This window comes from Actinoallomurus sp. CA-142502, from assembly GCF_050936355.1.
Classification (GTDB): domain Bacteria; phylum Actinomycetota; class Actinomycetes; order Streptosporangiales; family Streptosporangiaceae; genus Actinoallomurus; species Actinoallomurus iriomotensis.
This window is the reverse complement of sequence record NZ_JBNJMY010000001.1, coordinates 5,634,924-5,660,999: the sequence shown is the minus strand read 5'-3', so window position 1 is coordinate 5,660,999 and position 26,076 is coordinate 5,634,924. Positions and strand designations below refer to the sequence as shown.

At 69.8% G+C, this 26,076-nt stretch carries 23 protein-coding genes and 1 pseudogene; 9 read left to right on the top strand and 15 right to left on the bottom strand.

Translation table 11 applies throughout. The annotated features are described in order from the left end of the window. The first annotated feature begins 74 nt into the window (after positions 1 to 74). A complete protein-coding gene (locus ACQEV1_RS26960) occupies positions 75 to 1,838 on the top strand; it encodes a sialidase family protein (RefSeq protein WP_433396936.1) in 1,764 nt (587 codons plus the stop codon). After that, positions 1,835 to 2,680 (top strand): PIG-L deacetylase family protein, encoded by an 846-nt coding sequence (locus tag ACQEV1_RS26955; RefSeq protein WP_433396934.1) that lies wholly within the window; start codon positions 1,835 to 1,837, stop codon positions 2,678 to 2,680. Before ACQEV1_RS26960 ends, ACQEV1_RS26955 begins: the two co-directional genes overlap by 4 nt. A gap of 66 nt (positions 2,681 to 2,746) precedes the next feature. Here ACQEV1_RS26955 and ACQEV1_RS26950 read toward each other — a convergent pair whose 3' ends face one another. After that, complete coding sequence (locus ACQEV1_RS26950; RefSeq protein WP_433396932.1) at positions 2,747 to 3,565, bottom strand: MBL fold metallo-hydrolase; 819 nt, start codon at positions 3,563 to 3,565, stop codon at positions 2,747 to 2,749. A 110-nt stretch (positions 3,566 to 3,675) separates the two neighbouring features. Between ACQEV1_RS26950 and ACQEV1_RS26945 the strand changes: the two genes are divergently transcribed. Then, positions 3,676 to 4,284, top strand: a complete 609-nt coding sequence (locus ACQEV1_RS26945) for a helix-turn-helix domain-containing protein (protein ID WP_285624197.1) — start codon at positions 3,676 to 3,678, stop codon at positions 4,282 to 4,284. A 42-nt stretch (positions 4,285 to 4,326) separates the two neighbouring features. Beyond that, entirely contained in the window at positions 4,327 to 5,358 is a 1,032-nt protein-coding gene (locus ACQEV1_RS26940) for a sigma-70 family RNA polymerase sigma factor (protein ID WP_433396929.1), read from the top strand. A gap of 537 nt (positions 5,359 to 5,895) precedes the next feature. Here ACQEV1_RS26940 and ACQEV1_RS26935 read toward each other — a convergent pair. Continuing rightward, positions 5,896 to 7,001 (bottom strand): annotated as a pseudogene (locus tag ACQEV1_RS26935) (IS3 family transposase); the annotation flags it as partial. A 71-nt stretch (positions 7,002 to 7,072) separates the two neighbouring features. Here ACQEV1_RS26935 and ACQEV1_RS26930 point away from each other — a divergent pair. Beyond that, positions 7,073 to 7,201 carry a hypothetical protein gene (locus tag ACQEV1_RS26930; protein WP_433396927.1) on the top strand — a complete coding sequence of 43 codons (129 nt, stop codon included), beginning with the start codon at positions 7,073 to 7,075 and terminating at the stop codon, positions 7,199 to 7,201. Positions 7,202 to 7,270: 69 nt separating this feature from the next. Here the strand turns inward: ACQEV1_RS26930 and ACQEV1_RS26925 are convergent, their stop codons facing one another. The 3 genes from ACQEV1_RS26925 to ACQEV1_RS26915 all read right to left on the bottom strand — a co-directional run bounded on the left by ACQEV1_RS26925 (position 7,271) and on the right by ACQEV1_RS26915 (position 11,611). After that, positions 7,271 to 8,419, bottom strand: coding sequence for a glycosyltransferase family 4 protein (locus tag ACQEV1_RS26925; protein WP_433396925.1), 1,149 nt, complete (start codon positions 8,417 to 8,419; stop codon positions 7,271 to 7,273). Positions 8,420 to 8,543: 124 nt separating this feature from the next. Next, positions 8,544 to 10,922: an ABC transporter permease gene (locus ACQEV1_RS26920; protein ID WP_433396923.1), complete on the bottom strand. Its 2,379-nt coding sequence runs from the start codon at positions 10,920 to 10,922 to the stop codon at positions 8,544 to 8,546. Beyond that, positions 10,919 to 11,611, bottom strand: a complete 693-nt coding sequence (locus ACQEV1_RS26915) for an ABC transporter ATP-binding protein (protein ID WP_433396921.1) — start codon at positions 11,609 to 11,611, stop codon at positions 10,919 to 10,921. Before ACQEV1_RS26915 ends, ACQEV1_RS26920 begins: the two co-directional genes overlap by 4 nt. Positions 11,612 to 11,812: 201 nt before the next feature. Here ACQEV1_RS26915 and ACQEV1_RS26910 point away from each other — a divergent pair, with 201 nt between their 5' ends. From ACQEV1_RS26910 to ACQEV1_RS26900, 3 genes are all read left to right on the top strand, one after another. Then, a complete protein-coding gene (locus ACQEV1_RS26910) occupies positions 11,813 to 13,039 on the top strand; it encodes a sensor histidine kinase (RefSeq protein WP_433396919.1) in 1,227 nt (408 codons plus the stop codon). Beyond that, complete coding sequence (locus ACQEV1_RS26905) at positions 13,036 to 13,719, top strand: response regulator (protein ID WP_433396917.1); 684 nt, start codon at positions 13,036 to 13,038, stop codon at positions 13,717 to 13,719. Before ACQEV1_RS26910 ends, ACQEV1_RS26905 begins: the two co-directional genes overlap by 4 nt. A 236-nt stretch (positions 13,720 to 13,955) precedes the next feature. Further along, entirely contained in the window at positions 13,956 to 14,525 is a 570-nt protein-coding gene (locus ACQEV1_RS26900) for a dihydrofolate reductase family protein (protein WP_433396915.1), read from the top strand. 94 nt (positions 14,526 to 14,619) lie between these two features. On the opposite strand, the gene ACQEV1_RS26895 is transcribed toward ACQEV1_RS26900, so the two are convergent. Genes ACQEV1_RS26895 through ACQEV1_RS26870 form a run of 6 tightly spaced genes read right to left on the bottom strand, consistent with a single transcriptional unit; the run spans position 14,620 to position 20,913 of the window. Then, positions 14,620 to 15,702, bottom strand: coding sequence for an alanine racemase (locus ACQEV1_RS26895; RefSeq protein ID WP_433396913.1), 1,083 nt, complete (start codon positions 15,700 to 15,702; stop codon positions 14,620 to 14,622). Beyond that, positions 15,699 to 16,526, bottom strand: a complete 828-nt coding sequence (locus ACQEV1_RS26890) for an amidohydrolase family protein (RefSeq protein WP_433396911.1) — start codon at positions 16,524 to 16,526, stop codon at positions 15,699 to 15,701. Before ACQEV1_RS26890 ends, ACQEV1_RS26895 begins: the two co-directional genes overlap by 4 nt. 1 nt (position 16,527) lies before the next feature. Continuing rightward, a complete protein-coding gene (locus tag ACQEV1_RS26885; RefSeq protein ID WP_433396909.1) occupies positions 16,528 to 18,099 on the bottom strand; it encodes an N-acyl-D-amino-acid deacylase family protein in 1,572 nt (523 codons plus the stop codon). Continuing rightward, entirely contained in the window at positions 18,099 to 18,944 is an 846-nt protein-coding gene (locus ACQEV1_RS26880) for a fumarylacetoacetate hydrolase family protein (protein WP_433396907.1), read from the bottom strand. Before ACQEV1_RS26880 ends, ACQEV1_RS26885 begins: the two co-directional genes overlap by 1 nt. Beyond that, complete coding sequence (locus ACQEV1_RS26875; protein ID WP_433396905.1) at positions 18,941 to 19,897, bottom strand: Gfo/Idh/MocA family protein; 957 nt, start codon at positions 19,895 to 19,897, stop codon at positions 18,941 to 18,943. The genes ACQEV1_RS26880 and ACQEV1_RS26875 overlap by 4 nt, the downstream gene beginning before the upstream one ends. Beyond that, positions 19,894 to 20,913 carry a Gfo/Idh/MocA family protein gene (locus ACQEV1_RS26870; RefSeq protein ID WP_285624218.1) on the bottom strand — a complete coding sequence of 340 codons (1,020 nt, stop codon included), beginning with the start codon at positions 20,911 to 20,913 and terminating at the stop codon, positions 19,894 to 19,896. Before ACQEV1_RS26870 ends, ACQEV1_RS26875 begins: the two co-directional genes overlap by 4 nt. 194 nt (positions 20,914 to 21,107) lie before the next feature. Here ACQEV1_RS26870 and ACQEV1_RS26865 point away from each other — a divergent pair, with 194 nt between their 5' ends. Further along, a complete protein-coding gene (locus ACQEV1_RS26865; RefSeq protein ID WP_433396903.1) occupies positions 21,108 to 22,439 on the top strand; it encodes an aspartate aminotransferase family protein in 1,332 nt (443 codons plus the stop codon). Between the two features lie 112 nt (positions 22,440 to 22,551). Here the strand turns inward: ACQEV1_RS26865 and ACQEV1_RS26860 are convergent, their stop codons facing one another. The 4 genes from ACQEV1_RS26860 to ACQEV1_RS26845 are packed head-to-tail and all read right to left on the bottom strand — an operon-like array spanning position 22,552 to position 26,066. Further along, a complete protein-coding gene (locus ACQEV1_RS26860; protein WP_433396901.1) occupies positions 22,552 to 23,220 on the bottom strand; it encodes a VOC family protein in 669 nt (222 codons plus the stop codon). Between the two features lie 16 nt (positions 23,221 to 23,236). Next, on the bottom strand, positions 23,237 to 24,595 hold the full coding sequence (locus tag ACQEV1_RS26855; RefSeq protein ID WP_433396900.1) for an MFS transporter: 1,359 nt from the start codon (positions 24,593 to 24,595) through the stop codon (positions 23,237 to 23,239). A gap of 32 nt (positions 24,596 to 24,627) precedes the next feature. Beyond that, a complete protein-coding gene (locus ACQEV1_RS26850) occupies positions 24,628 to 25,602 on the bottom strand; it encodes an amidohydrolase family protein (protein WP_433396898.1) in 975 nt (324 codons plus the stop codon). Further along, positions 25,599 to 26,066, bottom strand: coding sequence for a hypothetical protein (locus ACQEV1_RS26845; RefSeq protein WP_433396897.1), 468 nt, complete (start codon positions 26,064 to 26,066; stop codon positions 25,599 to 25,601). The genes ACQEV1_RS26850 and ACQEV1_RS26845 overlap by 4 nt, the downstream gene beginning before the upstream one ends. Positions 26,067 to 26,076: the final 10 nt, after the last annotated feature.

The window sequence follows — 26,076 nt, the reverse complement described above, 5'->3', positions numbered from 1 at the left end:
CCGACCATACCGTTGACATGGAACGGTATTCCGTGTCGTATTCCGGGGGGATGCCGAGAGAGAGGGCACAGCCGATGTCCCGGACCACCAGACCCCTGAACCTCCTGCTCGCCTTCGTCCTCGCCGTCGCGGCGGCTGGTCTCATCGCCGGCCCGGCGACCGCCGCCGTCACGGTGCGGACCTATGAGACCGATCCGGTCGGCCAGGTGCCGTCCGGCTGCTCCACCCCGTCGGGCGCGGCGTCCGCCGTCGTCAGCTCCACCCGCGGGCGGGCCAGCGCGCGGTCGCTGCGGGTCGATGACCCCAGCACCACCACGATCACGAAGATCGCCTGTCCGCGGCCGGCGCAGCAGGGCGCGGAACTGAGCTTCTACGCCTACCCGGCCGCGCTGCCGAACGGCTTCATGGTCGACCTGCTCGGCCACCAGAAGAACGTCACCGGCGAGCAGCCGGTGTTCCACCTCGTCGTGGACGGCAACGGCCGGATCCGCTGGTACGACGCCGCCAACTGGACGCAGGTCGCGCCGGCCGGCACCGTGCCCCTCACCAAGTGGACCGCCATCGACATCCAGGTGCCCGCGGACATGAGCGCCGCGCACGTCTACGTCGGCGGCCGGTACGTCGGCGACGCCGGGCCGGTCGGCGTACGGGCCCTGGCGGACATCACCGGCTACCAGTTCTCCAGCGACGGCACGCCGACCTCGGGCGACGACGTCTACCTCGACGACGTCGGCTACGGCCCGGCGGTGAACACCCCGCCGCCCGGCTCCGCGCCGTTCACCGTCGCGCCGCCGGTCACCGTCGACCAGTCGACGACACCGGTGCAGATGCCGAACGCCGCCGTCATCGTGCCGCACGGCACCGGCCGCAGAGTGCTGCTCGCCTACCCGGCGCACACCGACAGCTCCGCCACGAACGGCACGCGGTTCGCCTACTCCGACGACATGGGCACGAGCTGGGTCGCCGACCAGGCCGCCAACCCGATGCCGGACGCGGCCTCCTACAACCTGACCCGGCTGCGGAACGGCGACGTTCTCGCCGTCTCGTACCACACGTACATGGTCGCCGGCTCGGGTGACCTCAAGGCCGAGGTCGACTCGAGCGTCTCCCACGACGGTGGGGCGACCTGGACCACCCGTACGGGCGCGATGACCACCCCGACGGCGATGCGCACCATCTCCTCGGTCACCGACCGGCCCGGCTCGCCGCTCGGCGGGTTCGTGCTGGTGCACCCCGTGGTCGAGGACCCGGACGGCACGCTGTACCAGTCGGGGTACGGGTACTACGCGGACGACACCAAGTACCGGCAGATCGTGCTGAGGTCCACCGACGGCGGCCTGAACTGGACCGTCGCCGCGACCGTCGCGGTGAACCCGAACCTGACGACCGCCGCCGGGTACGAGGGTTTCTGCGAGGGCGCGCTCGAACGCGTCGCGGACGGCTCGCTGCTCATCGTCATGCGGATCGGCAGCTACCTGCCGATGTACGTCTCGCGCTCCACCGACGACGGCAGGACCTGGTCGGCGGCGACGCAGCTCGTGGCCGGCCCGGACAAGCAGTCCGTGGTGAGCGTGTACCCGTCGCTGAGCCTGCTGCCGGGCGGCCCGCTCGTGCTGATGGTCGGCCGCCCCGGCCTGGCGCTGCTCACCTCACCCGACGGCAGCGGTCGTACCTGGACCCGTCCGGTCGAGGCGGACTACCAGAACTCCGCGAACGGCGTGCTCCTGCCGACGGGCGCGAACACCATGATGGTCTTCGGCGACCGCGGCGCCAACTGGTCCCACCCGACACCGGACCCGTACTCGGTCTGGTCGCGCGTCGTGACGGTGAACCGATGAAGATCATGACGATCTACGCCCATCCGGCCGACACGATCACCAACTGCGGCGGGACGCTCGCACGGCACGCCGCGGCCGGCGACGAGATCGTGGCGCTGATCCTCACCCACGGCGGCCGGATCCACGCCAACCGGTACGCCGAGGAGTGGCGCAAGGACGAGCCCGACGAGTCCATCGCCGGCGCCGGCCTGGACCAGATCGTCGCGCACAAGAAGGGCGAGCTCGAACGCGCCGCCGAGATCGTCGGCATCGGCACGCTGCTGACGCTCGACCTCGACGACTCGATGGCCGTGGTGCGCGAGGAGGTCGTGGACGAGGTCGCCGCGGCGCTCGCGCGGGAGCGGCCGGACGTCGTCATCTGCGACTACCCGCAGAACCCGGCGATGACGGCCAACACGCACACCGTCGCCACGATGACCGCCCTGGCCGCCCTCGGCCGCGCCGCGACCCACCTGAAGAACCTCGACGGCCGGGAGGAGACGAACGTCCGTCAGGTCTTCTTCACCTCGGTGCCGGTCGCGGTGACGGACGGGCTCAGCCTGTACGGCGTCCGCAACGACCTGTTCGTCGACATCACGCCGGTCGTGGGCACGAAGCTGGCCGCGATGGACTGCTTCGAGAGCCAGGGCTACGCCGGCCTGTTCGCCCGCAAGCTGGTCGAGTCGAGCAACGGCGAGTTCGGCCGCGCGGCGGGCGTGAACTTCGCCGAGGCGTACTCCCGCCTCTACAACGAGACCCACGACCTGCTCCCGCTCACCGAGGCCGCCCTGCGCGCCGACCCCCTGACCCGGCACGTGGACTACTCGCGGATCGACGTACGGGCCCGCTTCCCCGCAGGCTGAGACACTTCGCCGAGCTCCTCCGCGACTGGGCGGAGGAACTCGGCGAGGTGCGGGTGTCCCGCTCGATCAGCCGATCGGTGGTGCGAGGTATTCCAGGGCATAACCGTCGCCGGAGGGGGTTACGCGGGCGACGCCGGGTGAGTCGAGGTGGGCGCCGGCTACGAAGTGGTGTGGCCGGGTCAGTCGTTCGAGGAGCGCCGCTCGCGCGGTGCGGGCCTGGGACTGGTCGCCGTCGAGCTCCCAGGACACGTTCGGCTGATCGAATTGGAGCGTGGGAACGTGAACGGTGTCGCCCCAGGCGAGAAGGTGGTCGGTGCCGCTCCTGACCTCGTAGACGGTGTGACCGGGCGTGTGGCCCGGTGTCGGGATCGCGGTGGTCCAGTCGTTGATCGCGACCTTCTCCGACACGGATACGACCCGGTCGCGGATCGGCTCGAGCCGTCCCGTGAACACCGAGGTGTCGCCCGCGCCGATCCACACGCGCTCGAGTTCGGTGAACGCCTCTGAACCGTCCGGCGCGATCAGACCGCTGACGTGGTCTTCGTGCTTGTGGGTGATGGCCACATCGGTGACCTGCGCGCGATCGATTCCCGCTTCGTCGAACGCGTCGTAGATCAATCCCATGGTGGGCTCGTGCCAGACGTTGGACGCGCCGGTGTCGATGAGGACCGACCGCGTGCCGTCGGTGACGAAGAAGGCGTTGACCGACAGCCGCAAGTTGTCGCCGGCCAACGGGACGGCGGCTGGCAGCTCATCGAGCGTGCGCCCATCCTCGTCGCGGAGCCGTGTCGGCGGCATGTCGATGTATCCGTCTCGCAACGAGATCACCTGCAGATCGCCGAATTCGAACGTGGCATGGTGCTGGCCACTCGAGATCAAACGCATGGAACCTCCGTCGTGGTGGGTGGACATCCCGTCTCCGATAGAAGAATCTATCTTCTTTAGGAGATCCTTACACTATGGGCCGGCGAGGTACCCATCGATCGAGGAGCATGGTGGCCAAGCAAGACGGAAACGCGGCCGAACCACAGCACGGTGACGAGCTGACCGGCGCGTTCGGCCGTAACGTGCGGCGACGCCGCGAGGAGGCGGGTCTCACGCTGGAGCAGCTGTCCACACAGTCGTCGGTCAGCCGGGCGATGCTGTCCAAGGTCGAACGCGGTGAGAAGAGCCCGACGATCGGCGTGGCGTCCAGGATCGCCCATGCGCTCAACGCGTCGCTCTCGGACCTGATCGGTGCGCCGGCCGCTGCCGCGTCTGGTGTGGCCGTTGTCATGCGCAAGAGCGATCGCCCCGTTTTCCGTGACCCGGAAACCGGCTTCGAGCGGCACATGGTGTCAGCGGCCCCGGGCGCGGGAGGAGCCGAGATGATCGTCCACTACCTCCCCCCGCGGGTCTCTACCGGACTGCTGCCCGCGTATCCGCCCGGTACGGAGAAACAACTCCTGGTGCTCAAAGGCACCCTCACCGTCGCGATCGGCGGGATCGGCGAGACCCTGAACACAAGCGACTCCCTGTTCTTCCAAGCCGACACGGACCACGGCTTCGCCAACCGAACAGACGCTCCCTGCGAATACATCATGGTCATCTCGCGCAGAACCTGATTGGCCGCAGAGTCCTGTGGCTGATCGAAATAAGGTACGGGGATGGCTGAGCTGCACTCCTCGCCCACGTCGGATGAGAAGCTGATGGACGCGGCACGAGAGGGGGATCGCGGCGCGTTCGATCGCCTGGTGTCGCCCTACTATGGCGAACTCCACGCGCACTGTTATCGAATGCTGGGCGGAGTGCACGACGCCGAGGACGCGTTGCAGGACGCTCTCGTCGGAGCGTGGCGAGGCCTGGAGGGATTCGAGGGGCGCAGCTCAGTGCGGTCATGGCTCTACCGCATCGCCACCAATTCCTGCCTCAAGTTGATCAAGAAACGTCCGAAACGGCTGCTGTCGGCGGACTACCACCCGGCCAGATCCGCCACCGACGACCTTGGGCGCCCTGCGGCCGAGGAGTTCTGGATGGAGCCCTACCCCGAAAGCGCCTGGGGAGCGGAACCGGCCGATCCACAGGTCGTCTATGAACTGCGCGAGAGCGTGGAGCTGGCGTTCGTGGCTGCGCTACAGCACCTGCCGGCGACCCAGCGCGCGGTGTTGATCATGCGGGAGGTGCTGGCCTTCTCGGCGGCCGAGGTCGCCGCCGCGCTCGACACCTCGGTCGCATCGGTGAACAGCGCCCTGCAGCGTGCGCGGGGCAGCCTGGACCAGCGCGTGTCAGGCCAGAGTCAGCAGGCGACCTTGCGCGAGCTGGGCGACGAAGCATGCCGTGCGCTGGTGACAGACTTCGTCAGCGCGTGGGAGCGCGCGGATGTGCCCGCCTTGGTCGGAATGCTCGCCGAGAATGCTCGTCTCACCATGCCGCCGCTGCCCGCCTGGTTCGACGGTCCGGAAGACATCGGTACGTTCCTGGCCGAGCGAATCTTCGATCGATCCTGGCGGATGGTTCCGGCGTCGGCCAACGGTCAGCTCGCGTTCGTGGGCTATCGCGCGAGCGACGATGGTGCTCGGTTTCTGCTGGCCGGGCTCAACGTCGTCACGCTGCGCGGCGACCGAATCCTCGAGATCACCTCTTTCCTTGATCCCCGGATGATCGAGGCGTTCGGTCTGCCCGCAGAGCTGACCGGCTGAAGCCCGACCAATTAGGCAGTGTTGCGCTGGGCGCATCAGCTGGTACCTGTTCGGGCGCTTGAACTGCGGGTGATTGCGTGGTGCTCCGTGTCGAGTTGTCGCGCGCTTTCAGACCTCCTGTCCCGAGTTAGCTGCGTTTTCAGTGATCGTGCTGTGCAACAGTCATGTTTGATGCATGCTGTGCATCCGATCAAAAGGCGTCGGAACTGGCGAAGATACACGGAGCGTGAGGATGGCGGGGAGTCGAGGAGCGTCTGCCGGGCAGGTGAGGTCTCGGGTTCCGGGGGTGGCGACGCTGCACGTGGTGCCGGGCGTGCTGATGCTGCGGCCCGCCGAGGCGGTGTTTGAGAAGACGCTGGAGGGGTTCGCGGATCATCATCGTGCCCGGGGGTTGAAGCCGCGCACGATCGCGACCCGGATGCGCATTGTGCGGCAGGTGCAGGCGTTCGCCGGCGGGTATCCGTGGGAGGCGTCGTGGAATGCGGCGCTGGTTGATCGCTGGTCGGCGGCGATTGCGCGGCAGACGTCGCTCGTGACCGCCACCCAATCGATTGTGGCAAGTGTCACATCCATGACATTCTTCCAGTCGCCACGGAAATCGATGAGTTCTTTCTTGTACAGACTGTTGAGCGACTCCGCAGCGGCATTGTCGTAGGAGTCTCCCTTACTTCCGACCGATCGGGCAGCGCCGATCTGGTCCAGCCGCTCGGCATACCGGATAGACGTATACTGGACGCCGCGATCGGAATGATGGACCAGCCCGTCACCGACGCCGTCCCGCGAGCAGATCGCCATTTCCGGCGCGTCCAAAGCCAAGTCGGCGCCAAGATGATCGGCGACCTGCCATCCCACGATCGCCCGGGAGAACAGGTCCTGCACGAACGCGGTATACGCCCATCCAGCAGCGGTTTCGACATAGGTGATGTCCGCGACCCAGCTCCGGTCCGGCGCGTCCACGGTGAAGTCCCGTTCCAGCAGGTCACCCGGCCGCTCCACACCCGGCACCGTGGTACGAGGCCGTTTACGGACCGCGCGCACCCCGGACAGGCCCAGCTCACGCATCAGCCGCTCCACCGTGCACCGAGCGACCTCGATTCCCTCGCGATTCAGCTGCGACCACACCTTCCGGGCGCCATAAACTTCGCGGCCCGTCCCGGACCACACCCGCCCGATCTCCTTCTTCAGCTGTTCATCACGCACCGCACGAGCCGATGGTTCGGCCTCGCGTTTCTTCGCCGCCCAATACGTCGACGGAGCACATTCCAGGACAACGCAGATCGGCTCGACACCGAACCGGTCCCGGTAAGAATCGATGAACTCGACTAGCGCGGCAGTCTGGGATCTAGTTCCCGGGCGAAAAACGCACTCGCGGCCTTCAGGATCTCGTTCGCCCGCCGCAGCTCACGATTCTCCCGCTCCAACTCCGCAAGCCTTTGCGCGTCGCTGCTCGTGGTCCCCGGACGCTTGCCGGCATCGACCTCGACCTGCCGGATCCAGGTGCGCAATGCCTCGCGATGCACCCCGAGCTGGTCGGCGACCCGAGCGATCGTGCCGGTCTTCTCACCGGTCTGCTCACGCAGTTCAAAGACCATCCGGACCGCACGTTCACGCAGCTCAGCGGAGTACTTCCTCCGGGGTGCCATAGCCCCTCACCCTTCCAGGTATCAGCGCCTCCATCCAACCCGGGGCGCTCCACGGGGCCGTCCACTGGAAGATGCTCGCCGACCTGCTCGGCCTGTCCGACACCGCCGCGATCGGCTGGCACGCCGCCGCCGGCGGCGACCGCGCCGCCTACGTCGCCCGTAAACTCCACGCCGGTGTCAGGCCGCCCGGACCGGAGTGACAACTGCGGACTGGCCGCTCTCGGCTTGACTCCAGTTACCGGGAAAGATGCGGAGCGGCTCTGGCCAGCTTAGTTATCCCCAGTCGCCGCGGCCGAGCGTTCGGGTGCCCAGAGTTCGGCTAGGTGGCGGGCTGAGGCGTCCCAGGACCAGGTCTGCCGGACCCACCGGCGGCCTGCGGCGCCCATCGCGGCGCGTTCGGGGTCCAGCAGTGTCGTCGTCAGAGCTTCGGCGATCGCGGCTTTATCGATCGGGTCCACCAGCCTGCCGGTCCGGCCGTCGAGCACAGTGTCCGGTGCGCCGCCGGCGTCGCCGGCGATCACCGGTAGACCGCTCGCGGCCGCCTCGAGGAAGACGATCCCGAGGCCCTCGGCCTCCAGGCCGCCCAGACGGGTACGACACGGCATTGCGAAGACGTCCGCGGCGGCGTAGTAGGGCGGTGTCTCGGCGTGCGGCCTGCCCCCGGCGAAGTACACCGAACCCTCGGCGTGGTGTCGCGCAAGCTTGCGCAGCCGAGCCTCGTCCGGCCCTTTGCCGACGATGAGGAGGACCGCGTCCGGGACATTGCGCCGGACCAGCGGAAGTGCCCGTATCAGCATGTCCACACCCTTGCGCGGCACCAGCCGGGCGACACAAAGGATCACCTGCCTGTCGTACAGGCGCAGGTCGGTGCGTATCTGCTTGGAAACGGCCTCATCGGGCCGGAACACGTCGGTGTCGACGCCGGGGACGAGTCGGCTCAGCAGCGGGTTGTGCCCCAGGGCCGGCTCGATTCGCTTGCGCGTGTAAGGGCCGAGGTAGGTGACGACGTCGACGCCATCGCCGATCCGCCGCATGAGCCGACGTGTGCCGGGTACCTTGGCCCACCAGATCTCGTGCCCGTGCGTGGTGGCCACAATGCGCTCCAGACCGCCGCGACGAAGGGCCGGTGCCATTAGGGCAAGCGGCGCCGCTGCCCCGAACCAGGCCCGGTCGCAACCGTGTGCCTGGGCGATCTCGACGGCCTTTCCGGCGACTCGCCGAGTCGGTAGCAGCAGATGGCCGGTGTCGCGGATGACGGGAAACGGGAGAGTCGCATCGAAGGCGGTGTCACCGTCCTCGCGCGAGGTATAGACGACGACCTCGTCGTCTGGCATGCGCGTTGCCATCGCGTGCACGAACGTTTCGATCCCGCCCTGCCGGGGGGGAAAGTCGTTCGTGACGATGAGGGTGGAACCCATGGGGGCATTCGTTCCTTCGGTCTTGGGGGCAGCGGGGCGAAGGCGTCCGCGTGCGGAATCGCGGCGCCCGGGGGAGCCGGCCGAATGTGAGTGGCCGGCTCCCCCGGTTGTCAGGTCGCCTGGCCTACTCGGTGCGCAGCGCCGTGACCGTGCGGGCACGCGCGGCCCAGCCGGCGGGCATGAGCGCGCCGAAGACGGCGATGAGCAGGCCACCGAGACCGAGCACGACGAGTTGTGGCGCGCGATAGACGTCGATGGCCGCGGCGGGGAAATTCAACCCGGCGCTGTGGCCCATGGCGGGTACGGTCACCGCGTGGATGGCCAGGCCGGCGGGTAGTCCGACGGCGCCGCCGATCAGGCCGACGACGGCGACGGAGGCCAGGACCATCCAGACGGTCTGAGCGGGCGTCATGCCCAGCGCCTTGGCAACGCCGATTTCACGGACGCGTTCGCGGGTCTGCAGGACGACGGCGTTGAGCACGCCCAGGGCGGAGACGGCGACCAGCATGAGCGTGAGGATCGCGGTCAGTGTGTCGAGGGCGAGGATGACGTCGCTGGCACCGTGATCCTGGCCGGTTTGGGCGGAGACGCCCAGCGGCTGCAGTCTGGTGTTCAGGGCGTCGATGTAGGCGCCGAGGTTCGTGCCGGGTCTTACTTTGATGTAGTAGCTCGCGGGAGAGGGATGGGCCTTGGCCGGGGCGAGGGTCGCGGCGTCGGTGAGGACCTCGTTGGCCTGGCTGTGAGGGTCGAAGACCTCGCCGACGATCCGGATCCTGATCGCCTGGCTGTGATCTTGGAGGGTGACCGTGTCTCCGATGCGCGTGGCGGTCGCCGTCATGAAAGTGGACGGCACAACGGCCTCGCCTGGGCGGCGGAACCAGCGTCCGGTAACGATCTTGTAGCCGGCCCAGGAGGAGTCGCCGGTGAAGGCGAAGACGGTGGTGCTTCCGGAGACTCCCGCGACCGTCACGTCCGTGGTGGTGGTGCCGTAGTACTTCAGGGTTCCGGATTGGGCGATGATCGCCGCAGTGACCTTGGAGGGATCGGTCGTGGCCGGTGTCGCGGCCAGCGGTCCGGCGTGGCCGGGGCCGGGAGGAGGGCCGGCGGTGTTGATGACGGTATCGGCGGTGTCGTGATTTTTGGCGGTCTGCACCCAGTTCAGCGATGAGGTCATGCCGATGGCGAAGGTGGTGGCGGCTGCGCCGAACACGATCGCCACAAGCATCCCCGCAGTGCGGACGGGGCGGGCGAAGGGATGGGCCAGGCCAAGGGTGGCGGGCCGGGGCAGCGGGAATCGCGCGGTCAGCCGGGCGACGTGTCGGCCGTGCCCGGTCCGTGGGGTCCGCCCGACGGCGAGCGCGTCCACGGTGCGCAGCCGTCCGGCCCGCAGCGCGGCCGCCCACGCGATGATGGTCACCAGGCCCAGAACGCCCGCGATCACTGCGGCGTCGACCCAGGGTGCGACGCCTGCGGTCGTGGCGCCATAGACCTGCGCGGTGGTGGACAGCACAGGGATCGCCAGGGCGTCGCCCGAGACAGCGCCGATCGCGGTGCCGACGGCCGCCGGGATCAGGGCCTGACCCATGTAAGAACGTACGATCTGGGACGGGGTGAAACCGAGGGCCTTGAGGATGCCGATGCGTTGCGTTCCCGCGCCGACCGCCCCCGCCACGACGTTGCCGACGATGAGTACCGACATGAGCACGCCGAGCAGGCCGAAGGCGATGAGGAAGGGCACGAACAGCGCGGTGTTCCGGTCGGTTCCCTGCTTGGTGTTGAGCCAGGACTGAACCCCGGTCAAGGCGCCCGCGGGAGTCGCGGCCGTCACCGCGGCACGGTCGGCCGCGACCTGCGCGGTGGTGCCGGCCGCCGCAAAGCGGTAGAGCATCTGTTGGCCACCGGACGTGCCGGGCACGGTGAGCGAGGCGATTTCGGACGACGTCACCCAGGCATCGGCGGTCTGGCTGACCGATCGGGCGACGCCGACCACGGTCAGCGTTGGATGGCCGGGAAGGGCGGGGAATCGCAGGGTCGCGCCGACCCGCTTGGCCAGGCTGTCGTTCGTGGCGGACAGCACGATCTGGCCAGGGCCGGACGCCCACCTGCCCTGGAGCAGCGTGACGTCGTCGACGGGTCCGCCAGGGTGGTCGCGGCCAACGACCATCATCGGTGGAAGGCTTATACCGGCAGGAAGCTCGATGCCGGAACCACCCTGCGGGTTGACCGTCGCGGTACGGAACGGGCCCGAGGCCGCCGTGACGCCGGCGGTGTGCGCGGAGGCCGAGAGCTGTGCGGCGGTGACCTTGCCTGCGTGGAACTGGGCGATGAGATGCGCACCGTGCTGGCGGGCGAACGCCTGGTCGAACGGCCCGTTGGAAGCCGCCAGCAGCGACCCGCCGAGCACGGACGCGGTCACCGCCATCATCGCGGCCAGTCCCGTCCCGAACGTCTGTGCCTTGCGGCGCCGTACGCCCGACCGCACGACCCTGCCCAGGCCGCTCATCGGGTCGTCCCGGTCCGGACGTCGGCGGCGATCCTGCCGTCGGTGATCCTCACCGTGCGTGTCGCGCACTCCTGCGCCAGCGTCAGGTCATGCGTGACCGTCACGATCGTCTGCCCGTCGGCGTGCAGTTCCTTGAGCAGGGCTTTGACGTCCTCGCCCGAAGCAGAATCCAGCGCCCCGGTCGGCTCGTCGGCCAGCAGCAGCGCCGGCCGGTTCATCAATGCCCTGGCCACCGCCACTCTCTGGCGCTCGCCGCCGGACAGCCGCCCCGGGTAGGCGCGAGCGTGCCGGCCAATGCCGAGCGCGTCGAGCAGCTCCGCCGCCCGCCTGCGCGCCTTGCCACGCGACATCCCGGCCAGCTCCGCCGGGAGCACCACGTTGTCGGTGACCGTCAGGTCATCGAGCAGGTTGAAGAACTGGAAGACCATACCGATCTTGGCGCGCCGGTAGCGTGCCGAGCCCGCCTCTCCCAGCTTGTCCACGCGCACGCCGTCCACCGTGACGGTCCCCGCGCTCGGCCGGTCCAGGCCGGCGATCAGGTTGAGCATGGTGGACTTGCCGCTACCGGACGGTCCGAGGATCGCCACCGACTCCCCACCCCCCACGGTCAGCGACACGTCGTTCAGCGCTGCCGGCCCTTCGTCGTATCGGCGGCTGACGCCGCTCAGCTCGATCACAGGCGTTGTCATCATCGTTTCCCTCTGTCGCCCGACTGGCTGGTGCGACGCTAGGGGCGCATGCCGGACCGCCACGTCGCTCGGCGGAGGCATTTGCGGTACCCCGTGGGGTTGAGGCCGCTCGGCGTCATCCTTGCGATGTAGCCATGAGATGTAGGGGCGTTGGTCACGCCGAGGGATGTACCGGGGCGGGCCGTCGGCAAGAATGATCCGGTGCTGAACGTGCTGATAGCGGGCCGAATGCGCGGTCTGGCCGGCCAGATGACGCGTCAGACCGGTCGCCTTCCGCGCCTCGCGCGGCGCAGCCGGGCATTCGACGCGGCGCTGGTGCTTGCCCTGGCTCTCATCGGCGCCCGCTATGTCACCATCATCAGTGGGGTCGACTGGACCGGCTCGGTGCTCCTCGTACCGCTCGCCTCGGTGCCCCTGGCACTCCGCCGCCGGTTCCCGCTGGCGGTGCTGTGGACGGTGATGACAGTGACGCCGTTGATCAGGAACAGCTCCCAGGACATCGCCTTCTACGCCGGTGCGGTCTGCATCGTCGCCGCCTACAGCGCCGTCGCCCACTGCCGTCACCCGATGCCGACACTGCTGAGCCTGCCGGTGACCGCCGCGGTCCAGGTGATCCTGTTCACGAACGCGAAACTGCCCCACTTCCCCAACGGCGTGATCGCGGTCCTGGTTCTGGTGCCGGTCTTCGCGGCGGCGTACGAGATCCGCATGTGGAGACGCCGGGTCGACGAGGGACACGCACGGCTGTCCATCATGGAACGCCGACAGGTCGAGGCTTTGAACCGTGCAGTTGAGCACGAACGCGCCCGGATCGCCCGCGAACTGCACGACGTGGTGACACACAACGTCGGCGTGATGGTCATCCAGGCCGGCGCCGCCCGAAAGATCATGGACACCGCCCCCCACGAGGCCCGCGAAGCGCTCCTCGCGGTCGAGACCGGCGGCCGGGCCGCGATGACCGAGCTCCGCCACGTCATGGGACTCCTGACGATGGACACCGACAGCCCCGATACGGAGGCACCGGCAGACCTCACACCGCAGCCCGGCCTGAACCGGCTGGACGCCCTGATCGGAGGCGTACGCCATGCCGGGATGCCCATCGCGTTGACGGTGACCGGCAACGAACGCCCCGTACCGCCCGGCGTCGAACTCGCCGCGTACCGAGTGGTCCAGGAGGCCTTGACGAACACGGTGAAACACGCCAGCGGCGCGACCGCGAACGTGGTCGTCGACTACGCGGCCGACCACCTGCGCGTCGAGGTCACCGACACGGGCGGCCGCCCGAGCACCACCCTGTCCTCCGGCAGGGGACGCGGACTGATCGGCCTCCGTGAGCGCCTCTCGCTCTACGACGGGACACTCGACGCCGGACCACGCCCCAGCGGCGGATACCGTGTCAAAGCGCTGATACCTCTGGAGACGCCGTGACCCAGCCACTGCGCGTAGTGGTCGCCGACGATCAGACGCTGGTGCGCACCGGCTTCAAGATGATCTTGAGGTCCGAGGGCATCGAGGTGGTCGCCGAGGCCACCAACGGCGCCGAGGCCGTCGACGCCGTCCGCCGCACCCGACCCGACGTGGTCCTGATGGACATCCGCATGCCGGAGATGGACGGCCTGGAGGCCACGCGGCGTATCCTCGCCGGCGACACGGACGGTCCACGCGTGATCATCCTGACCACCTTCGACCTCGACCGGTACGTCTACGCCGCGCTGTCCGCCGGGGCCAGCGGCTTCCTCCTCAAGGATGTCAGCCCCGAACACCTCGCCGCCGCCGTCCGCATGGTGCGCACAGGCGACGCGCTGCTCGCCCCGGCCATCACCCGCCGCCTGGTCGAACGATTCGCCCGCCGCGACGCCACGGCCTCCGCGCTTCACCGGGACCTCGCCGCCCTGACCCCGCGCGAACTGGAGGTCATCGGCCTGCTCGCCCGCGGACTGAGCAATGCCGAACTCGCCGACCGGCTTCACCTATCCGAGGCGACCGTCAAGACACACGTCGCCCGCATCCTCGCCAAGCTCAGACTCCGCGACCGCGCCCAAGCGGTCATCGTGGCATACGAGACCGGACTGGTCACCGCTGGCGGAAGCACAGCACCGTCCTCTTGAACCTTCCACCACGTGCCTCTGACTGATTGTCGCTGACAGTCACCTGTGGATGTGACTATCTGTAACTATGCGATGAGTGGCATTCGTCTTTGTCAAAAAACGCTGGTCGCCAGCAGAACAGGCGCCCGGCGAGGCGCCGAAACTCGTTGCCACCGGACCGATGAGTTCGGCGTTGACGCTGACTCCCTACCCATGAAAGGCGCAAAGAGCGCCTGCCGCGAGAGTAGGAGAACGTCATGCGCAAGGTCATCCTGTTCGTCAACGTCACCATCGACGGTTACCTGTCCGGGCCGAACGGAGAGCTGGACTGGATGATGGTGCCCGACCCGGAGATGAACCAGACGTTCACCGACGAGCTGCGCGCCGAGGTGGACACCATCGTGTCCGGTCGCATCGCTCACCAGGCTTTGGACGCCAACTTCCGGGCCCAGGCGGCCGACACCGCCAGCCCGCCCGCGTTGGTGGACTTCGCCCACTGGATGATCAAGACACCAAAGGTGGTCTTCTCGCGGTCGCAGTCCGACGTCGGCGAGAACGCCCGTCTGGCCACCGCCGACATCCCCGAGGAGATCGCAGCGTTGAAGGCGCAGCCGGGAAAGGGCATGGTCCTGTTCGGCGGCGTCGACACCGTACAGCAGTTCGTCCAGCACGGACTCGTAGACGAGTACTGGATCAAGCTGTACCCCAGCGCGCTTGGCGAGGGACGGCCACTGTTCACCGATCTCCAGCAGCGCCTGAACTTGACCCTCGTCCACAGCAAGACCTACGACTCCGGCATCGTCACCCTCCGCTACACCCCGGCCTAACGGCGAAAGCGAATATCACGCCGGTCATCCGAAGAACACCGTATGACCGGCGTGATATTCGCCGGGGACATCAACGGCCGTCGCAGCGATCCGCTCAGTGGCGGGCGCGGATCGGCCAGCGGTCCACCACCTGGCCGTCCTCGACCACGTGCAGGCGGCTCCACATGTTCGTCGTCCCGCAGGCGTGGTTGGGGACGACGCGAAGAAGGTCGCCGGGGCGCAGCCGCGCCGTGCCCTCGCCGGTCAGGTAGCCATGCTCCTCGTTGCCGTTCGCGAAGAGCACGTCCTCCAGCGGCCAGCCCGCCACGTCGCAGACCGTGCCCAGGCTTCCGCCCGCGAGACCGTCGGAGCTCATCGCCTTGATGCCCGCGTCCACGATGGCGGTTCCCCGGCGTTGCGTGCTGACCACCCGCGTCAGCACGGTCTGGGCGCAGCGGTCCGGCGTCGCGCTGCCCAGCCGTACCTGGCCCGAGTCGTAGTAGACGTACGTGCCGGGCCGTGCCTCGGTGACGCCCTCGGCGAACGGCGCCGACGTCGCGCCCGGCGTCGAGCCGACCGACACGATCGGGCAGTCCAGCCCGGCGGCGCGCAGCTTCGCCGCGACCGAGGCCAGCAGCTCACCGGCCCGCGTGCCCGCCTCCTCCAGGGCGGCACGGTCCCCGTACGTGCCGAGATGCCCCTCGTGGGTCATGACACCGCGCAGCGCGAACCCCGGCAGCGAGGCGATCCGCGTCGCCGTCTCCACCGCGCGGTCCGGGTCGACCCCCGTACGGCCCAGACCGGTGTCGACCTCCAGCAGGAACGGCACGGCCACCCCGCCCGAGGCCAGCGGCGCGGCCACCTCCACCGAGTCCAGCCCGAGCGTCAGCCCGCCGCGCCGCAGCGCCCCGATCGCGAACGCCACCTTGGCCGGACCGACCGGCTGGTGCGCCCACAGCAGGTCGCCGACCCCCTCGTCCTGGAGCAGGCGCACCTCGGCGGGCGTGGAGCAGGTGAAGCCGATCGCGCCCTGGTCGAGCTGGCGCCGGGCCACCTCCAGGCACTTGGAGGTCTTGAAGTGCGGGCGCAGCGCGACCCCCGCGCCGCGCATGGCGGAGGCCATGGACGCCACGTTGCGGTCCAGCCGCGCCCGGTCCACCAGCAGCGCGGGCGTCGCCAGCGCGTCGAGCGACGTCACGCCAGCCCCATCTCGGCCCGCGGGTCCCCGTCCAGCAGCCACTCGATCGTCGAGGACTTGATCGGCGGGAACCCGGACGGGTGGGAGGAGGCCAACGATCGCAGGCCCTCGACCGCCTCGGCCGGGGTCCACAGCGGGAAGTCCGAGCCGAACACCAGCTTGCTCACCACGTCCCACTCCTGGGCGCGGGCCAGCGCGAGGTACCCGTCCAGGGGCCGAGCCCACGAGGCGGACACGTCCGAGTAGACGCGCCGGTTCTTGCGCAGCGTCACGATCGTCTCGCGCTGCCACGGGTGGCCGAGGTGGGCGATGATCTGCACGAGGTCCGGGTGCCGCCGCGCCACCTCGTCCACGACGAGGGGCTTGCTCACCGACAGGTCGCCGGCCGGGCTGGGCGTCGCCCCCATGTGCCAGAGCACGACCAGGCCGTTGTCGGCGGCGGCGCGGTAGAAGGCGTCGTGCTTCTCGTCGCGCGGGTCGAACAGGGCCAGCACCGGGTACAGCTTGATGCCGCGCAGCCCCCGGGCCACCCCGTCGGCGAGCTGGTCGAGCACGTCCGGGTCGGTGGGGTCGAGCGCCATGAACCCGATCGTCTCGGTGGTCGTCTCGGCGCAGAACCGCTCGGTGAAGTCGTTCGGGGTGAGCACGCCGGCGGCGGTCGCCCGGATGCCGAACACGCACGCCGCGGTGACCGGGGCCATCGCCCGGTCGTACTCCTCCGGTCCGTAGTCGTGTGCCTCGTGGCCGTACACGGGTTGCCAGTGCTTCTCCCACTCACAGCCCCAGTGCTCGGGCCGGTGGCAGTGCGTGTGAAAGTCGATCAACTCAGTCTCCCTGCCCGGCGCGGAGCACCGCTCCGGGCCGTTCGCCGAGGTGGGTGCCGTCCTGGACGACGATCTTCCCGTTGACCAGTACGGCGCGGATGCCGTCGGGGTACCGCTGAGGATCGGCGTACGTGGCGCGGTCGCCGATCCGGTCGAGCTCGAACACGACCACGTCGGCGGCCTTGCCGGGGACCAGTTCGCCGCGGTCGGTCAGCCCGGCGCGGGCGGCGGCGGCGCCGGTGCACTTGCGCACCGTTTCGGCGAGGGGGAGCCGCCCGGTGCGGACGTGGTCGGCGAACAGGCGCGGGTAGCAGCCGTACGAGCGCGGGTGCGGCACGCCGGCGCCGGTCGGGCCGTCGGGGTCGAGCGCCTGACCGTCCGAGCCGATCACCGTCGCCGGATGCCGCAGGACGGCGAGCAGGTCCTCCTCGCTCCGCCCCCCGGCCACCATCATCACCGCGTTGCCGAACTCGGCGACCAGGTCCAAGGCGACGCCTGCGCCGTCGTCGGCCAGGTCCGCGACGGTCCGGCCCTCGACGCCGGGGCGGTCGGCCGGGATGCGGCTGACCGTGATGTCGGACCAGCCGTTCGGCAGGTCCCGCCACTCCTCGCGAATCCGGTCGCGTACGCCAGGGTCGGCGAGCCGGTGGCGCATGGCCTCCTCGCCGCCGGCCTGGGCCCAGGCGGGGACGAGCTGGGACAGCGGTGCGTTGCCCGCCAGGTACGGGTACACGTCCGCCGCCACGTCGATCCCGCGGTCGCGGGCGGCGTCGATCAGCTCCAGCGCCCGTGCGACCTTGCCCCAGTTGCGCCGCCCGACCGCGATCAGGTGGGAGATCTGGGTGCGGCAGCCGGTGGCCTCGGCGACGCGCAGCACCTCGCGTACCGAGTCCAGCAGGTGGTCGCCGTAGTCGCGGATGTGCCAGGAGAACAGCCGGCCACGGGAGGCGGCGGTGCGCGCCAGCGCGGTCAGCTCCTCTTCGCGGGCGAAGGTCAGCGGGGCGTACATCAGGCCGGTGGAGACGCCGGCGGCGCCCGCGTCGAGCGCGTCGCCGAGCAGCCCGCACATCCGGTCCAGGTCGGCGGGCGCCGCCTCCCGGTCGCCGAAGCCGATCACCCCGGCGCGCAGCGGGATGTGCGCGACCAGGGAGGCGACGTTCACCGCGGGCCGCGCCGCCGCCAGCACGCCCAGGTAGCCGGGCAGGTCGGTCCAGTCCCAGCCGACCGACGGATCCAGGTCGAGGTACCCCGCCGCGCCACGCAGCGCGGCGATGTCCCCGAGCACGGGCGTGACGCCGAGGCCGCAGTTGCCGATCAGCTCGGTCGTGACGCCCTGCCGGACCTTGCTGTGCGCGGAAGGGCTGGACAACAGAGTCAGGTCCGAGTGGGTGTGCACGTCGACGAACCCCGGGCACACCACGGACCCGGACGCGTCGAGGACCCGGGCGGCGGTCCGCCCGGCCAGATCGCCCACGGCCTCGATGCGCCCGCCGGATATCGCGACGTCGGCGGTACGCTCCGGCGCTCCCGTGCCGTCGGCGACGAGTCCGCCCGCGATCAGCAGGTCCGTCATCAGCGGACGGTGTTGACGAGGTCGCCCAGACCCGCGAGGCGGGCGGTCATCCGGTCGCCGGCCTTGAGGAACCGGTTGGTGGCGAGACCGACGCCCGAGGGAGTCCCGGTGTAGATCAGGTCGCCGGGTTCGAGGGTCATGATGCGGGAGGCGAAGGCGATCTGCTCGGCCACGGTGAAGATCATGTCGCCGGTGCTCCCGTGCTGCATGACCTCGCCGTTGACCTCCAGCGAGATCTCCAGGTCCTGGGGGTCGGACACCTCGTCGGCGGTCAGCAGCCACGGTCCGAGCGCCGCGAACCCGTCGAGCCACTTGCCGTTCAACCAGTCGAAGAACCCCACCGCCGAGTCGTCGGTGTCGCGTTCGTAGCCGTAGTCCATGGCGCGCGCCGACACGTCGTTGCCGACCGTGTAGCCCGCCACGTGCGCGAGGGCCTCCTCGACCGGGATGTCCTTGCCGCCGCGCCCGAGGACGACGACGAGCTCGACCTCCCAGTCGATCCGGTCGCTGACCGACGGCAACGCGATGTCCTCGCCGGGGCCGCTGATCGCGGTGGGCGGCTTCAGGAACAGGCGCGGGGAGATCCGCGACTTGTCGATCCGCTCGCCCCCGGTCTCGGTGACGTGGTCCTGATAGTTGGCGGCGACCGCGAGGATCTTGCCCGGCCGCAGCAGCGGGGCGAGCAGCGTCACGTCCTCCAGCGGGTACCGCGGCGCGTCCGTGTCCGTGTCGGAGCGGCCCAGCAACGGCGTGACGTCGCCGGCGCCGAGGTCAGTGACGTGCGTGTCGTCGATGATCCGGCCATGGCGGACCTGGCCGTCTTTGCGGTAGGTGGCGAGCTTCACTGTCGGCCTTCCTGGGAGTCGGGGGAGAGGGGGACGGGCCGGCCGGTCTCCAGGGACCGCCGCGCCGCCTCGATCACGCGGATCGCGGCGAGGGCGTCCGCGGGTCCGACCTCGGCGGGCCGGCCGCCGGTGATCGCGGCGTGCAGTTCGGTCAGCATGAGGGCCACGGTGCCCGGCCCGGTCCAGGCGCTCCGCAGGCCGGTGGAGGTGCGCAGCGTGGCGCCGGGCTTGGTGGCGTCCACGTTCATCACCCCGTTCGAGCCGCTGATCCGGTAGCGGTGCACGGCCAGGCCGCCGGGCCGCAGGTCGGCCGTCCCGCTGATCCGGCCGACGGAGATCGTGCTGGTCAGTCCGCGGTCGTGGTCGAGCAGGAGCAGAGTGACATCCCCGCTAGCACGGGCGTGCACACGGCGTACGGGCTGCCCGACGAGGGCGGCGACGACGTCGATCGGGTACAGGCCGAGGTTGGTCAGCTCGCCGAGCGGGCACGGGGCGCCGCCGGCGACGAGGAAGTCCGCCTGGACGTTCCAGGGCAGGCCGACGCGCCCGGCGGCGACGGCGGCCCGCGCCGAACGGACCGCGGGAGCGAAACGCTGGTGGTGCGCCGGCATGCAGACGGTGCCGGACTCGGCGGCCGCGGCGGCGACCGCGTCGGCCTCCTCGGCGGTCAGGGTGAGCGGCTTGTCGGCGAGCACGTGCCGGCCGGCGCGCAGCGCGGTGACGATCGCCGTGGCGCGCCGGTCCGGCGGCAGGCACACGCTCACCACCTCGGCGGGGTCGTCCGCGAGCGCCGTGGCGAGGTCCGGATACGAGGGAACGCCGAGGTCGTCCGCGCCGACGGCGCCGGCCACGGTGAAGCCGGGGTGGGCCTGGAAGGCGGGCAGGTACATGGCACGCTGGTGGTCCTGGCCACCGCCAAGGCCGCCGAAACCCGCCAGCAGGACGCGCGTCATACCCCGGCCTCCGTCAGGACGTCGTCGACGCGTACCGGCTCGCCGGTCGCGATGGACCGTTCGGCCGCCACGCCCATGGCGACGGCGAGTACGCCGTCGCCGGGTGTCATGAGCGGTTCCGCGCCGCCGATGGCGTCGAGCCACGCGCCGAGCTGGACGGCGAACCCGTTCGCGCCCGCGGGCGGGAGCAGCCCGGTGCCGGACTCGTCGGTGACGATGCTCGCCTCGGCGTCCCAGGGCAGGGTCAGCACGCCGTGCTCGCCGACGACGAGGACGTCGCGAGCCGCGTACGTGGCCGGGCGGTGGCCGCGGCTCATCTCGCACAGCGCGGTCGCGCCGCCCGCGAACCCGACCGTCATCTCCAGGTAATCGTAGATGTCCAGCTCGGCGGCGGTCTGCTTACGGCCTCGCGCGTACACCGTCTCCGGCCGGTCGCCGGTCCACCAGGTCACCAGGTCGAGCAGGTGGACGCCGTTGTGGAGCGCGTGCCCGCCGGAGCGCGCCGGGTCGAGCACCCAGGCGCGCCAGTCCGGCCAGATCCAGCCGCCGAGGATGGCCAGGCGCAGGAACTCGGGGCGGCCGAGGTCGCCGAGGCCCTCCTTGACCGCGCGTGCGTAGTCGTAGCAGCGATGGGTGTGGGCCGGCATGAGAACGCGGCCGGCGTCGGCGAACGCGGCGGCGATGCGGCGTGCGCCGGCGACGTCCGTGGCGAGGGGTTTTTCGATCAGCAGGTGCCGGCCGGCCTCGGCCACGGCCACCGCGATCGGGGCGTGGGTGTGGTTGGGCGTGCAGACGACGACCGCGTCGACCTCGGGACGGGCGAGCGCCTCGGCCAGGTCGGTCGACCACGGGACGCCGCCGTTCGCGCGCGCCGCGGCGGCGGCGCGGCCCGCGTCGAGATCGACGATGCCGACGAGGCGTGCCCGCGGGTCGGCGTGGATCGCTGCGGTGTGCTGCTCCGCGATGAAGCCGACGCCCACGACCAGCACCCCGACTGACGCGGAATGATGTTCCATGTGAACGGATCCTGAAGTGCGGCGCGGGGGACTGTCAAGGGGCCGTCGGGCGATATGGACGAGGTCACACGCTGCGCGAACCCTTGACATGAAATGACTTTCCATGAAGGCTTCGGGCGGAACACAGCCGCATCCGGTGCCCGCCGCGACGGTGACCTCGCAGGTGCCGGGCACCTCGACTTGGGGGCCTGTCCATGACTTCCGCGGACCTCACCGGCGACTCCTCGACCGGCGCCAAGCTGCTCAACACCGCCCGGGACGTGATCCCCGGCGGCGTCAACTCGGCGACGCGTCTGGTCGGCGCGCCGTACGTCCTCACCGACGCCTCCGGCGCGTACGTGACCGACGCCGACGGCCGCCGCTACCTCGACTACCACGCCGCGTTCGGCGCGATCCTGCTCGGCCACCACGCGCCCGAGGTCGACGACGCGGTGCGACGCGCCGTCGGCGACGGCATCGACCTGGCCGGCTGGGGCGTGACCGAGCCGGAGATCGAGCTGGCCCGCCTGGTCGTGGAGACGATCCCCTCCGCGGAACAGATGATCTCCGCGATGAGCGGCAGCGAGGCGGTCGCCCAGGCCGTACGGCTGGCCCGCGCGATCACCGACCGGCCGCTGATCCTCAAGTTCCAGGGCGGCTTCCACGGCTGGCAGGACGCGGTCGCGCGCAACGTGATCTCCGCGCCCGACCGGGCGTACGGGCGGGACCCGCTCTCGCGCGGCATCCTCGAGGACGCGATCGAGTCGACCGTCATCGCCGAGTTCAACGACCTGGACTCCGTACGCGAGCTGTACGAGCGGCACCCCGAACGCATCGCCGCGGTGATCCTGGAGCCGATCCCGCACAATGTGGGCGCGCTCGTACCGGAGGCCGCGTTCCTGGAGGGCCTGCGGGCGATCACCTCCGAGCAGGGGTCGCTGCTCATCTTCGACGAGGTCATCACCGGGTTCCGGCACGCGCTGGGCGGCTACCAGCAGGTCAGCGGGGTACGCCCCGACCTGACGACCTTCGGCAAGGCGATGGGCAACGGCTATCCGATCGCGGGGCTCGCCGGGCCGCGCACGCTCATGGAGCGGTTCAGCTCCGCGGGCGGCGACGTGCTACTCGCCGGTACCTTCAACGGCAACCCGGTCTCCTCGTCCGCCGCCATCGCCACCATCACGTACCTGCGTGAACACCCGGACTTCTACGAGCGCACGCACGCCCTCGGCGACCGGATCCGTACGGGCCTGGGCGCGATCACCGAGGAACTCGGCATCCCGGCGGTCCCGGCCGGCTTCGGCGGCGTTTTCGCCCTCTACTTCACCGAGGGGCCGATCCGCGGCTACCGCGACCTGCTCCGCGACAACGACGAGGCGTACGTCGCCTTCCACCGGCGCATGACCGACCGCGGGTTCTTGATGCTCCCGCTGGCGCTCAAGCGCAACCACATCTCCGCCGCCCACACCGAGGACGACATCGACCGCACGCTCGAGGCCGCCCGCGACGTGCTGCGCGGCATCCGCGACGACGGCCTGCTGGGGTAACGGCTCAACCCAGGCCTTTTGTCCCAAAGGGACCAACAGCCCGCCGCGGCCACCGCGACATCCGTGACCGGGAGGGTGCGGCCCTGCGTCGCTCGGCCGCACCCTCCACCGGCTAGTCCGGCCGGGTGACGGCCGTGCGCCGGATCACCACCTCGCCCTGGTCCGTGGCGACTGCCACGGCGTACAGGCCGGGGCGTTCGCCGTTGTACCTGAGGGGCAGGTCAGCGGCCCCGTCGCCCAGCCACGAGCGCATGTCCTTCTCGGTGCCTCCGACCTCCATCCAGACGATTCCCTGGGGGCGGTTCTCCTCCCCGGAGCGCTTCTGAGCAGCCGGGTGCCGGGAGAGGTCCTCGATCAGGAAGACGTTGGGCAGTCCGCGTCGCCAGCAGGGAATCGTCTCGGGAACGCGTATCGCGTTGCGCTGCACACCATCCGTACGCCTGCGCAACGGCTTGTCGATGATGTCCGTGCCGAAGTGCTTCGCCATCCGCGTGAGTTCGTCGTGCGAGTCGACGCGCAGGCACCAGCCGATGAAGACGTCGCCTCCTTCGATCTGGTCGTAGAACCAGCGGGCACTCGGGTTGGTCTGCGGGGAGTAGGCGTCGATGACGCTTTCCACCTCGATGTACTGGTCGGGTCCCAGCGGCACGATGCGATTGGCGATGCCGAGGTGGGGGAACCAGCCGCCTTCGTACTGCCCGAACCCGGTCTCCTCGCAGAGTCGTTCGGTGCCCTCGTAGATGTTGCGGCAGCCGAGGGAGATGTGGTCGATGCTGAGCACGTTCGTCCGTCCCGGTTCAGTGGGTGAGAGGTTCTTCGATGTCGCCGCGGTGGGTGGCGGACGGGTGAGAGGGCGCCGGCCTTGCCCGTAGCCGGTTGCCGGCCACGGTGACCGCCGCGCAGGCGACGAGCGACACCGCGATGAAGTACAGGCCGCTGTCGAAGTTCCCGGTGCTGTCCCGAAGCCATCCGACGATGTAGGGCGCCATGAAACTGCCGATGTTGCCGAGCATCGTCGTCATGGCGATGCCGACCGACATGGCGACCGGTCCGGTCAGATGTCCCACCGGGATCTGCCAGACGAGGAACAGGGCCGCGTAGATGCCGGACGTCAGCAGGACCGTGCCGAGCAGGGTGACCCACAGATTCGGGGCGTTGACGGTCAGCACGGTGCCGGCCGCGGCCAGCAGCGCTCCCCAGGCCACATGGTTCACACGCTCGTTGCGCCGGTCGGAGCTGGCGACCCAGGCAAGGGCGACGAAGGTCGCGGGGACGTAGACGAGGCCGGACAGAAGGCCGGTCTGAACCAGGCTGAGTTTCGTGTGGGTGTGCTCGGAGAAGCCGGAGACGATCAGAGGGAGGAACGAGGTGATGGCGGCGAAACCGACCCACAGGAGACTGACGGCCACCGAGAGGATGATCAAGCGGAGGTCGCGAAGACGGTCGAGGATGTCGCGTGCGCCGATCCTCGGCTTGTTCCCGGTCTTCTCCGCCGTGGTCAGCCGCAGCAGAGCCGCCTTCTCCGTGTCCGACAACCAGGTGGCACTCGCGGGGGAATCGGTCAGGAACCGCAACAGCACCAGGCCGATGACGATCGTCGGCGCACCTTCGAGAAGGAACATCCACCGCCATCCGGCCACACCGGCCGCACCGTCGGCGTACTGCATGATGTACGCCGACAGCGGGGTGCCGAGAATCGCGTAGAACGGGAGGCAGACCAGGGCGGTGATCCGTCCCCGCATCCTCTGCGGGAACCAGATCGTCAGGTACATGAAGATGCCGGGCAGGAGTCCCGCCTCGACGGCCCCCAGGGTGATCCGGACCACGACGAGGCTCTTCTCACCCTGGACCAGGCTCGTCAGCATGGCGACCACGCCCCAGGAGATGGTCAGCAGACCGAGCCATCGCCGGGGGCCGAGCCTGTTGAGTGCCAGATTGCTGGGGATCTGCAGGGCGATGTAACCCGCCGAGAAGATTCCGGTGGCGAAGCCGAAGGCCGCGGCGCTGATTCCGAGGTCCGAGTTCATGGTCAGCGCGGCCGTTCCGAGGTTGACCCGGTCGACATAGCCTGCGGTGTACAGCAGGAGAACCAGCGGTGCGAGGCGTCTGGCGGCCTTTCTCAAGGCCTGGCGCTCGACCAGTGAAGCGTCTGTCACGGCGGGGTCCTTCTCAAGCGGTCGAGGTGTCGTCACAGGTCGAGGAACGCACGTGCGTTGGTGGTGAGCGCTTCGGCGGCCGGTCCGTGGTCGGTGGCGAACCGGACCGGGTCGTTCTGGGCCATGTCGAAGGGGTGGTCGCTGCCGCAGACGACTCCGCCCTCGGACGCGTGCGCGCTCAGCAACCGGAGCAGATGGGGATCGTGCGTGACGGTGTCGAAGAAGAGCTCGCCGAAGACCTCGTCCGGTGGCCGGGTCGAGTCGCGGCGCACGTCGGCTCGGGTGTGCCAGCCGTGGGTCCACCGGCCGAGCAGCCCCGGTGCGCATCCTCCGCCGTGCACGAAGCAGATCCTCAGCCGGGGCAGTTGCTCCTTGACGCCCCCAAGGAGCAGGGCGGCGACCGCGGTGGCGGTCTCGACGGGGTTGCCGACGAGGTTGGAGAGATAGTGCTCCGACCACTCCGGCCGGGGCAGTTGCATCGGGTGGACGAGCACGGAGAGGCCGAGGTCTTCGGCGTCGGTCAGGATACGCCGCAGGGAGCCCTGATCCAGGGACCGGCCGTCGACCAGGGGCGGTACCGCGATCCCGGCCATGCCCTCGGTGCGTGCCAGCTGTTCCATCTGGACGCGGGCCTCGGCGGGATCGTCGAGGCTCACCATTCCGAGCCCCACGAGCCTGCCGCCGGCGTCGGCGACCACGCCCGAGAGCGCCTCGTTGAACGCCGCCACGTACGATCCCGCCCCGGCCGCGCCTCCTACCGGAAACGCGAACGGTGGCGCTGACAGGACCCGTACGCCCACTCCCGTGGTGCGCATGTCGGTGAGGATCGCGGCGACGTCGCTCATCGCGCGGGTCGGGATGGACAGCGGAATGTCGCCGAGATAAAGCGTGCCCTCACGGTCCTGCATCCGCCCGTACGGCGTCCCCGGAGGGAGATGGAACAGCTCGGCGGGCAGCCAGTGGGCGTGGACGTCGATCACGCCGTCGGCGATGGGTGCACTGATCACGCCTGCCCCTCCGGCCGGTCGTCCGAGCGGCCCTGGACGTCCAGGGGCGGGTTGGCGCTGTCCAGATGTTCGACGGTGGTGAACACCAAGGGGGTGTCGCCGATGTTCTCGATGTCGTGCAGGAGGTATTCGCCCGGGCCGAAGGTGAAGTGCCGGGTCTCTCCGGCGGAGTAGGAGACCTCCCGGACCGTGCCGTCGTGGGTGTGCTGGCGGCTGCGTCCCGCGTTCACCGCGGTCCAGAAGTAGTCCAGGACGTGCCGGTGAGCGTGCCAGCGCTCGCCGGGGGCGAGCCTGATCTCCCACACCCGTACCCGATCGGTCTCGCTGAGCAGCCGTGAGCCGACCCTGCCGTCGTGGGAGTGCTCCTCGAACTCGGCGCGCAGCTCATCGGACCAGCCGTCGAAACCGGTGGCGACCAGGTCACCGGCCAGCGGCAGGTCGGACAGGAAGGTGGCGTCGGACATTTCGTCTCCT